Source organism: Priestia sp. P1_B12_1 (genome assembly GCF_056406695.1).
Window position 1 is genome coordinate 1 of the sequence record NZ_JBFTZR010000037.1, and the last position, 9,510, is coordinate 9,510.

The following is a 9,510-nucleotide window of genomic DNA, read 5'->3' on the forward strand; positions in this document are numbered from 1 at the left end:
TCCACCAAATTGTCCATGCGTTGAATTTCTTTTTCCTTGTGAGCCACTTGTTGTTCCAACTGCTTTAGCTCTTTTTCTCGTTCTTGTTTCTTAAACTCATGAACACTCTTATGCTCCAGCTCACTCGGCTCGCCACGCTCAATGTCATAACCACGCTTGTTCATGTAGTTGTGAAAGTCATCTTGGATTCTACGAATCTTCGTTTTGCCATGGAAGTAATCTTTCGCGGCCAAGCGTCGATCCTCCGTGATTGGCACAAAACCCACATGCATGTGTGGCGTGGCTTCATCATTATGTACCATGGCATATAAAATATTTTGGCGGCCATACTTACCAGAGATATGATCCAGTGCTGCTTCAAAATATTTGCGCTGCTCGTCTGGCGACATCGCATGCATATACTCCGGACTGGCCGAGACAAAGAACTCTGCGACTAGAACAGCATCATTCCGAATTTTTCGTTTCACACGCGTGGCCGTCATCTTTTTAATTTCTTCGTGGTACTTAATCTTGTCCTCGTTCACGAAGTCATAGTTGAGCATCGTTCTGGTTGAATCGATGTCTTTATTTTTCCTGTTCTCGCCTTCACGTTGGTTGTGTTTCTGGATCCCCAATATTGCGTCTTTGTGGAACTTTTGCATGCGGATAATCCCATATTTGGCCATCCCTCAATCCCCCATTTCGACCACTGTACTTGGGTCTAGCATACCACAATTTTAGATTTGGTGTAACGCACTACACCAATTTTTCATCTTCGATAAAATTGGGAGCGCGCTCTACGAGGTGGCGGTCGGAATTCCTCCCTGTGTTTGGCTCCGCCAAAACGAAAAAAGCCATCCTTCACGGATGGCCTTTTTCTATAAGACCGTGGACGCCGTCCACCACCTGCCAAAGGGAAGCCCCTTTGGAATAGCTTCTACAAACACCCCCAACCCCCTCAACCTTTGAGGGGGCTCCCTCGCCGGTTGGCGTCAAACAAACGCGTTTGTTTGAGTGCCAAGAGGGTTTGGGTCTGGTGAATCTATCAACTCCTTAAATTCTCGACCTGACGGTCTTGCGATTTACCGTTGACAGATGTGTTATGTGGCTTTTTCCTTCCTAAGTACTCCTTGATAAATTGAAATAAATATAAAAGAATTTCTCTACATAACAAATACTGCCCTTTGCTCAACTTCACTAATGAAACAATCTTTAGCTTCTTTAAAAATGATAGCAATAGATAAACAAAAGACATATGTAGTACAAGATTATACGTAATATACGATCGTAAATTTCCGTAAGAAAGCTTCAATATCCAAAGGGTAGAAGGAAAGAATAATCCCCATGCCCATGTATCTTCTCCACTAATTTTAGGATGAATACTCTGAGCAAAGCGCCACCACTTTCTTTTTTTAGCAACTTTATTTACTAACTTTGTAACGATGCCAATGAATACGGCAGCAGGAAGATATCTCTTAAAATCTCGACGTCCTATAAAAAGAAGACTAGACCAGGAAAGGAGAACCATCACGATTAAAACTAATTTAGATTTTTTCATAAACGCATCTCCTTAATTATTAGATAGTTCCTTTCGATCATTTGCTTCTGGTGGCTTTTCTATCCATCCTCTTTCAATCATAATATTTCCCCAGCTGGTAGTAAGTTTTAGATCTCTTAGAATCGACGCCTCACAATGTCCTACTACATCAATTCTCATACTGACAGACATAGTAACCGAATAATATATCATAGCTAAACTAAACATAAATCCAGCATGAAATAGCATTAGTTTATCTGAAAAAGGTGCCATTTTAGAATTTGTAACTTCTCTGTCTAATAACGGTGGAGTATGGAGACCTCCTTCATGTAACAGTGAAGAAAAAAGACTTATATGCTTATTAACTAAATTTAAACCATCATCCATAAACTTACGTATTTTTTTATCTTTAGTTACTTGCTGAAATCCAAGGAGAATGCCTTTTGCTGAAATACTCTTCTTTAAATCAGTATATATATTTCCTGCCTCCATCGAATTTAATTGTCTTTTCTTCCCCAATATATCCATTGCATATCCTAATTCTGTTATATATTCAATACTTTGAGGCATTGAAAAATAAGGACCTCTCTCATAAAGACCTTTAGATAAAAGAATATCAATTGATCTGTTATAAACATCCATCGCATCCATATTACATTGATAATAAAGATCCCTAATATCTTTCCGAACAGAACTACTGAATGACATACTATGTCCTGATAATCCATGGATCGTCATAGTATGTATGTAATGTAACCAAAGTACATCCGTGAATAAAGGTGGGGCTTCCAAATTTACATCTTTATCTGTAAATCCCTTGGGTAAAGGAAAATTCTCAGCATCTAAAATCTTTTTTAATACTTTGAGATGTTTTTGAGATAGCTCTAAGCAAAATTCAAAAAGAGAACGAACTTCAGGATCTTTGACAGTTGCTAATACATATTGACTGATGCAAATTGCCATCGTTTCCCTCATATATTGAACCCACAGACTTGTAATTTCTGAAGAGGTTAATCTAGTATCATTTTTCTTATTCAAATTACTTACCTCCATAGCATATAAACCATATCGTTTAGTTTGCCCTGGAAGTATTTATTTATGAAAATAAGCGTATCGGCTACCGCTTCGCACCCAATATGCTCATGTGAAGATACTTCATAGTAGCTTGGCCGCTTTAAACTCATGAGCTTGAACAGCCATTTGTGCAGGTTGCATGGAGCGCGTTCAATCCCGTTCGTTTTGGGGTGGCGTGCTGGCTAGGAGTTCGGGGACTAGTCCCCGTTTATGTAATCTGTTTTCAGTGAAATTACCAATTATGGACGTCACAGGCCAATCATTTTAAACTTCGTTTTGAGTATGTTCGGCTTGGCAATATAACCAACTCTGCCGAACCTTCCATGGAAAATAGCAAACATCAAAACTCCTTAAATTCTCGGCCTGTCGGTCTTGTGATTTAATTTTTACAGATAATCTAAAATACATCTTAAAAATTTATAAAAGAGTAAAAATTCTTGTCAATTATTAGGTAACTCTTTACGATCATCCGCCTCTGGTAGTTTTTCTATCCACCCTTTTTTAATCATAATTCTCCCAAAAGATGAAATCGTTTTTAAATCCCTAAGAATAGAGGCATCACAATGTCCAGCTACATCTATTCTCATACTTGTTACCATAGCTGCAGCATAATACGTAGTGGCTAAATTAAACAAAAACCCAGCATGAAACACCATTAATTTATCTGAAAAAGGAGCTACTTCAGAATTTGTAATTTCACTGTCTAATAATTGGGGAGGTTTAAGATTTTCATCCTGAAGTACAGAAGAGAAGATATTTATATTTTTATTAACTGTATGTAAACAATTATCCATAAATTTATGAATATCTTTATCCTTAATTACCTGTTTAAATCCAACGACAAGAGCTTTAGCTGCAATACTCTTTTTTAAGTTAAAATAAATATTTCCTGCTTCCATTGAATTTAAAGGCCTTTTATCTCCAAATAAGTCCATAACATACCCTAACTCTGTAACTGATTGACTCTTTTGATATTTGGAAAAATAAGGAGATCGTTGATAAATGCCTTTGGATAAAAGAATTTCAATCGATTTATTATAAATCTCCATAGCATCAATATTACATTGGAAATAATGATCTCGTATATCCTTTCGAGCAGACACACTGAAAGATATACTATATCCAGCTAACCCGTGCATTGTCATCTCATGCATGTAGCCTAACCAAAAAACATCTGTAAACAGAGGCGGAGCATCTACATTTACATCTTTTTCAGTAAATCCTTTGGGCGGCTCCAACTTTTCAGATTTAAAAATATTGCTAAGCGCTTTTAAATGCTTCTCGGATATACCTAGGGTAAATTCGTATAGAGAATAAATCTCAGGGTCTTTAACAGTTGCCAACACGTATTTGTTAATACAAACAGCCATTGTATCTTGAATATATTGTGTCCATAAACTTGTAATTTCTGAGGACGTTAATCTCATTTTATTATCCAAATTTGTTACCTCCAATACTATATAAACTTATAGTATTGTGCCCAAAATTCTTACATTTAACATGATTTTCATATTCATAACAATGGCGGCCGCCATTGTTAATTTGGCATTTAACTGGAATTTTAATAGTATGAGAATCAATCGTATATTACATTTTTTCCTTCTTCGCTTAACTTTTTTAAAGATGTAAGCATATGATTAATTTCTTCATCGGAATGTCTTTCCCATGAACCTAATTCAGCTACTATTTTCAAGGGAGATTTAGATCTATAAGAACGTGTTGGGTTTCCAGGGAATTTTTTATCTGTTAAATTCGGATCATTTTCAAAATCGCCTAATGGTTCTACAATATAAATTCTTTCTTTTGAATTAGATCTTGCTAATTCGGCACCCCATTTAGCAGCGTTTAATGTGCCAGTAAAATAGATATGGTTAGATTTTTTATCCTGATAATTAGATAAATACAATGGCTCAAACAGATCTCCAATCTTTAGTTCTGCTTTAGTACCATGGAAAAAAGGACCAGGATCTAAGACATTTTTCTTCTCATTCATATAGCCACACCCTTTATACTTTTTAACTTGCGTATAACAGTATAAGGCCGGACATGAGTAGAAAAACAGTCTATAAATAATTTTCAAATAGGGTTATAATTAAAGTAGAGATTAAGGTGTTATCGAAAACAACTCATTTAAATAAAAAAGACGGCCAGCTAGCTGGCCGTCTTTTTTATTTCCAAAATTCCCACCACTTCTTTTTCTTTTCTTCACTGGCAGCAATAAATTGTTGAGTTTCTTGAATTCCCTTAACAGCATCTAAAAGTTCACGATCTCTATTCTCTAATTTCTTTGAAATATACTCATCTCTTTGTTGGATCTGCTTCAATAATTCTTGATTAAATTTCATTTGTTCCTCTTTAAAATCTTCAAATTGTTTTAGTAATTGCTCATACTGTTGCGTCCCCTGATATGTCGCTAATTCCTCTGTGTCACGGTCTGACACATCGTCTTGGCCAACCGTTGATATTACTGCATTTATAGCCTGATCTAGTGACATATCAGGGTGCTTTATCAACTCTCTAATCTTACGTAAAACCATTACATCCTTGTCAAAAAAACCTCTGTGGCCCAACTCATTTTTATGGATATGGTACCCTGCTTTTTCAAGCAGCTGAGAATACTTACGAACAGTAGTGTTCTGTATCGCTAAAAGGGTAGCAACTTCCCTTGCTGTATAAACCTTTTGCTGCTTCTTTGTGTCACCTGACATATCGCACAACCTCCTGCTATGTCCTATGATATGTCATTCGATATATAAAAGAAAAGTTCCTTTTAAAAGACGATCCAGACTTATATTTTAGAATCACGTGGCCGCCTTCGTTTTGGGGTGTGAGGCTGGCTTTAAAAATAGTGTAGATACATTATGAAAAAGGGTAGAATTTCGGACAGTTGCTCCGGCGGTTCGGCAGGTACGATGGCCGTCGCAAGCCGAGCATCTTAAACTTCGTTTTGGGTATGTTCGGCTTGGCAATATAACCAACCCTGCCGAAATTTAAAATGCAAGGAGAAAAGAGTGGAGATTTTTTAAATGATCTTCTTAAAAAATACTACTCGCACCTTGTATTTTAAATAGCTATTTAAGTTTTATAGTTTTAACGAAAAAAGTATAAAAAGACCCTTGCAATTCTATCAGCGAATTGCTATTTAATATGAGAGTGAGAGGAACAGATAAAAAAAAACACGATAAACCCAATAATATCAAGAGGTTTAAGATTTTCCATAGTTATCGAAATCGATAACTTTAGTTATCGATTTCGATAACTATGGAAAATAAAAAAAACAAAAAATCCGTAGTTATCGAAATTGACAACTACGGATTTTTTTAAAATAATCGTTCAGGTAATTTTTTCAGTGCCTTAGGAGTTTTTCTAAACATTGTTTGTAACGTCTCATTTATATTATCACGATCTCCACAATAAATAATATGTGGATTTATATAGAGTGCGTACATCCTGGCATTAACGTCATCTTTGCCACTTTCTGCTCTAGACATTATTCCTTTATCTATCAGCTGTTTAACAAGCCGACTCACAGTAGACTTACTAGAACCTAATTTCTGAGCTAAATCACTTTGACTAAGGGGAACTGGAGATTTTTTATTAATATCGTCTACTAAACAATTTGAACGAAACCCTATATAAGGAATCACTCTATTTAAAAACTTATACTCTTCAGTTTTCAAATAATCAATTTCAAACAGATAACCCCAATTAGGTTGAATGATTTGAGCAAACTTTGCTTTGTTTTTAACTTTTTTTTCAGGTACTAATTTCATTTTCCCTGCATTTGCTTTAGCCTGCAGTTGATTTGCTAAATCTAATTCCTCTTGCGATAAAACCTGAGAATTTTCAATATCTCTTAATCTAGCTTTTCTTTCGGCTGCTTCTAATGCTTTTTCCAACTTTAATTCCTCCATTTTTTTGTAGAAGGAACTAACCTTATTGTGTTAGAATACATTTATAAAGTTATGTAGTTGAAGGTTAATTCCTTCTTAATATTTTTCAGAGAAAGTCCTCCTAGTCCGCTAAAACTTGAGGGCTTTTTCTTATGTCTAATTTTCTACCAAATCCTACATTTTTGCAAACCCTATTTGTAGAATAAGCAAGAAAGCTCACCTAAAATGTAGGTGAGTTTTTTAGTCTAATAACCCTTTTTCTTTAAATACTTTTCTCAAAGCTTCATTCACGAATTCAGATTTATAACTCTTAGGAACTCGATCAATAATACTTAAAACGTCATCGTCGAAATAAAACCCTCGATATACTCTTTTAGATCGGTCTTTTGGATTTTGCAGCAAAATGTCAATTGCATCTACTTTACTAGCATTCGTGCTAGCTTTTAGAAAGCTAGTGCTAGTACTTTCACTTTCATTCATATTGATAATGCTAGCTGCTATTTCACTAGTAGTTTGCTTTCGTTCTGCTGGTATTGTGCTGTTTTTAGAGATAAGGGTACTAAAATCAAGATCTAAAGGTTCTGTATCTTCTCCAACATAACGATAAATACTTTGTTTACTATCCCATTCGTAGCCTAATTTTTTAATCTTCAATTGGATGGTACGAGTACTTACATCATACTGATCAGCTAATTCTTTAATCGTGATTTCTTTCATCATAATTCCATTTAACATCTTTTTTACTAGCATCATACTAACCTCCACTTTCATTTTAGAATTATAGTACTAGTATTCAAATGCAAAGTAATATTTCCTGCTATAACTTCTCTTACCTGTTACCATAAAACACGTTATAAGAATCCATAAAAAAAGAGAAGATCCTATTCTTAATCTTCTCTTTTTCTATATTTCAGTTGTTCTTCTTTATAAGTGAAATTCATTATTAAACAAAATGCTGCTACAAGCCAACCAATAAGAGGAGAATAAATAAAAATATTTGTTAATAACAATCCTCCACAAATAGAGATCACCGACAACATTAATAAGAAAACGTTAATATCTTCATTTTTATTCATATAAAACACCTCTCTAATTAATCAACTAAGTGAAAAAATAAAAGGTTTCCATTTCTTAATAAATGTTTCCAAAGCAAAAAAGGACATTTCTTTTATGCCCTGATCCCTTGTATCAGCCCCACCTACGCTAAATACTATGACAGCCACTCATGCCATCCAACCTATCTTCATTATAAATGAAAGCGATTACAAAGTAAAGACATTGTTTAAATATTCTGTTTATTTAATTGTTATATATTAAGTTAATCTCTATAGTTTCTAAACATATAATCTAACAATGGAATTTTTAAAGATTCCTAAACTTAGAGGAGGTGTCATTATGAAATTAAGGGGTAATTTAAACGCCTTAATAGGTGTCTGGTTTATTATCGCACCTTGGGCTATTGGTTATTCAGATCAATCAGGGGCTTTATGGTCAAGTATAGTCTTTGGAATCATTCAAGTTATTGTATCGTTATGGGGTTATGACAAGCCTGGCTGGAATTCATGGCAAAACTGGGTCTCTGCGATTACTGGTGTCTGGTTTATAATTTTCCCATTTATCTACTCGTTAACAAATGGAGAGGTTTGGTCAAGCGTAGTTCTTGGTTTAATCACGATTATATTTAGTTTATGGAACTTAGGATCTAATTCGAGTTCAAAGGCTGCTGGTTAGAAATAAAACGCATAGGAATCGACTATTTGAGCAAACTACTCAGGACGCTCTGCAACGTCAACTAACTATTGATTACCATTCAGGAAAAAGAAAAAATTACTGATCACACACCAGTAGTTTTTTCTTTTTTTTAGACTGTATATTCTATACACCTGTAGTTAGCATAATATGTTTTTTCTACAATTTCTATGTATATACAATAAAGAGAAATAAAAAAGCTAGCATAAAGCTAACTTTTTGAAATAGGAAATAAGGCTAAATAATAATTAAAATAAAAACGACCTTTAATTATTAGCAACCACCAAAACCGCCGCCAAAACAAGAAGCGCCAATAATGATTAATAAAATGAACAGTACAATGATTAAGGCAAAGCCGCCACCACAGCCGCCTCCGCCATAGCCGTAACCGCCTCCATAACCACAGCCACCGTAACCTCCGAAGCCCATATTTCCACCCCCTACATACTTAATACTTTTAAGATATGTATAAAAAGTAAAATTGCTCGCCCATACTCTGCACTGGTAAAAATAAAATAATAGGATTTTTGTAGATATATATAAACCCTTTAGATTACTTTACATAGAATGAATGAACCATCCGATTGAATCCCAGTAGATCAGTTACCCTCCCTAACAGATTTACAGTTATTAAAAAACAGAAAAACTCCCTGCCGCCTGGGGGTTTTTCTGTTTTTTTAGATGTATATCATATATATATTTAGTTAGTATAATGGATTTTATTGGAATTCATTATCTAGAAAGATATTGAATATTATTAGAGAAGGCTCTAGGAATGCCACTTCGATAAAGCCATCTCTCTTTTAGAAGAAAAAACAATCTGTCTTCCAATACAGATTGTTTTTTCTTTTTTTGACTTTATGAATTATGAAGATGAAAAATAAAGCTAAAAGGATTCTAAGTGTGAGACGAAAATTATTCGAACTACATCATATTCCTTTATTTCCCTTTAGGTAACTTGCTTATTGGGAATAAAATTTTACTTTCTGAGCAAACTACTCATGATGTGGCAAGCATCATCTCATAAAATTCCATTTTCTTTATGAAAAAAACTATCCTTAACTCCCATGAGGTAGTTTTTTTCTGTTTTTAGGCTGTATATCATATACAACCTTAGTTAACATAATGTCTCTTTCCGGAACACACGCAAAAAGAGAACCCTTGGCGTATAAGGATTCTTCAAGAGTTGGTTTCTCTCCAATATGCAGCTTTTTATACATCCTTGATATGCCAAGGTTTCTACGAAAGGTGATTACTGAAAGAATGTATAAAAAGTGC

Annotated in this window: 12 protein-coding genes; 1 reads left to right on the top strand and 11 read right to left on the bottom strand. The window is 34.7% G+C overall.

What is annotated here, in order from left to right:
- The 9 genes from mobV to AC1D0Y_RS28985 form a co-directional block, all read right to left on the bottom strand.
- On the bottom strand, nucleotides 1-665 hold a 665-nt coding region (gene mobV / locus AC1D0Y_RS28945; protein ID WP_477708369.1), incomplete at its 3' end, for a MobV family relaxase.
- Nucleotides 666-1,024: 359 nt separating this feature from the next.
- The gene (locus AC1D0Y_RS28950) at nucleotides 1,025-1,537 is read right to left on the bottom strand and encodes a hypothetical protein (protein ID WP_477708370.1); all 513 of its coding nucleotides are present in this window, start codon (nucleotides 1,535-1,537) and stop codon (nucleotides 1,025-1,027) included.
- 12 nt (nucleotides 1,538-1,549) lie between these two features.
- Nucleotides 1,550-2,554 (bottom strand): DUF3231 family protein, encoded by a 1,005-nt coding sequence (locus tag AC1D0Y_RS28955; RefSeq protein WP_477708371.1) that lies wholly within the window; start codon nucleotides 2,552-2,554, stop codon nucleotides 1,550-1,552.
- A gap of 476 nt (nucleotides 2,555-3,030) precedes the next feature.
- Entirely contained in the window at nucleotides 3,031-4,029 is a 999-nt protein-coding gene (locus AC1D0Y_RS28960; RefSeq protein WP_477708372.1) for a DUF3231 family protein, read from the bottom strand.
- 137 nt (nucleotides 4,030-4,166) lie between these two features.
- Nucleotides 4,167-4,583 carry an NAD(+)--rifampin ADP-ribosyltransferase gene (gene arr, locus AC1D0Y_RS28965; protein ID WP_477708373.1) on the bottom strand — a complete coding sequence of 139 codons (417 nt, stop codon included), beginning with the start codon at nucleotides 4,581-4,583 and terminating at the stop codon, nucleotides 4,167-4,169.
- Between the two features lie 175 nt (nucleotides 4,584-4,758).
- On the bottom strand, nucleotides 4,759-5,298 hold the full coding sequence (locus tag AC1D0Y_RS28970) for a DUF3967 domain-containing protein (RefSeq protein WP_477708374.1): 540 nt from the start codon (nucleotides 5,296-5,298) through the stop codon (nucleotides 4,759-4,761).
- A 612-nt stretch (nucleotides 5,299-5,910) separates the two neighbouring features.
- The gene (locus AC1D0Y_RS28975) at nucleotides 5,911-6,489 is read right to left on the bottom strand and encodes a MarR family transcriptional regulator (protein ID WP_477708375.1); all 579 of its coding nucleotides are present in this window, start codon (nucleotides 6,487-6,489) and stop codon (nucleotides 5,911-5,913) included.
- Nucleotides 6,490-6,723: 234 nt separating this feature from the next.
- The gene (locus tag AC1D0Y_RS28980) at nucleotides 6,724-7,236 is read right to left on the bottom strand and encodes an HTH domain-containing protein (RefSeq protein WP_477708376.1); all 513 of its coding nucleotides are present in this window, start codon (nucleotides 7,234-7,236) and stop codon (nucleotides 6,724-6,726) included.
- A gap of 134 nt (nucleotides 7,237-7,370) precedes the next feature.
- On the bottom strand, nucleotides 7,371-7,559 hold the full coding sequence (locus tag AC1D0Y_RS28985; RefSeq protein ID WP_439867540.1) for a hypothetical protein: 189 nt from the start codon (nucleotides 7,557-7,559) through the stop codon (nucleotides 7,371-7,373).
- A gap of 319 nt (nucleotides 7,560-7,878) precedes the next feature.
- On the opposite strand from AC1D0Y_RS28985, the gene AC1D0Y_RS28990 reads away from it, so the two are divergent.
- Entirely contained in the window at nucleotides 7,879-8,214 is a 336-nt protein-coding gene (locus AC1D0Y_RS28990; RefSeq protein WP_477708377.1) for an SPW repeat protein, read from the top strand.
- A 291-nt stretch (nucleotides 8,215-8,505) separates the two neighbouring features.
- Here AC1D0Y_RS28990 and yjcZ read toward each other — a convergent pair whose 3' ends face one another.
- Complete coding sequence (gene yjcZ, locus AC1D0Y_RS28995) at nucleotides 8,506-8,661, bottom strand: sporulation protein YjcZ (RefSeq protein ID WP_477708378.1); 156 nt, start codon at nucleotides 8,659-8,661, stop codon at nucleotides 8,506-8,508.
- Nucleotides 8,662-9,290: 629 nt separating this feature from the next.
- Nucleotides 9,291-9,510: hypothetical protein (locus AC1D0Y_RS29000; RefSeq protein ID WP_477708379.1), on the bottom strand; the 220-nt coding region annotated here is incomplete at its 5' end.

Coding starts and splice junctions, on each gene's coding strand:
- AC1D0Y_RS28950 (WP_477708370.1), bottom strand. CDS start 1,537: ATGAAAAAATCTAAATTAGTTTTAATCGTGATGGTTCTCCTTTCCTGG.
- arr (WP_477708373.1), bottom strand. CDS start 4,583: ATGAATGAGAAGAAAAATGTCTTAGATCCTGGTCCTTTTTTCCATGGT.
- AC1D0Y_RS28970 (WP_477708374.1), bottom strand. CDS start 5,298: ATGTCAGGTGACACAAAGAAGCAGCAAAAGGTTTATACAGCAAGGGAA.
- AC1D0Y_RS28980 (WP_477708376.1), bottom strand. CDS start 7,236: ATGATGCTAGTAAAAAAGATGTTAAATGGAATTATGATGAAAGAAATC.
- AC1D0Y_RS28985 (WP_439867540.1), bottom strand. CDS start 7,559: ATGAATAAAAATGAAGATATTAACGTTTTCTTATTAATGTTGTCGGTG.
- AC1D0Y_RS28990 (WP_477708377.1), top strand. CDS start 7,879: ATGAAATTAAGGGGTAATTTAAACGCCTTAATAGGTGTCTGGTTTATT.
- yjcZ (WP_477708378.1), bottom strand. CDS start 8,661: ATGGGCTTCGGAGGTTACGGTGGCTGTGGTTATGGAGGCGGTTACGGC.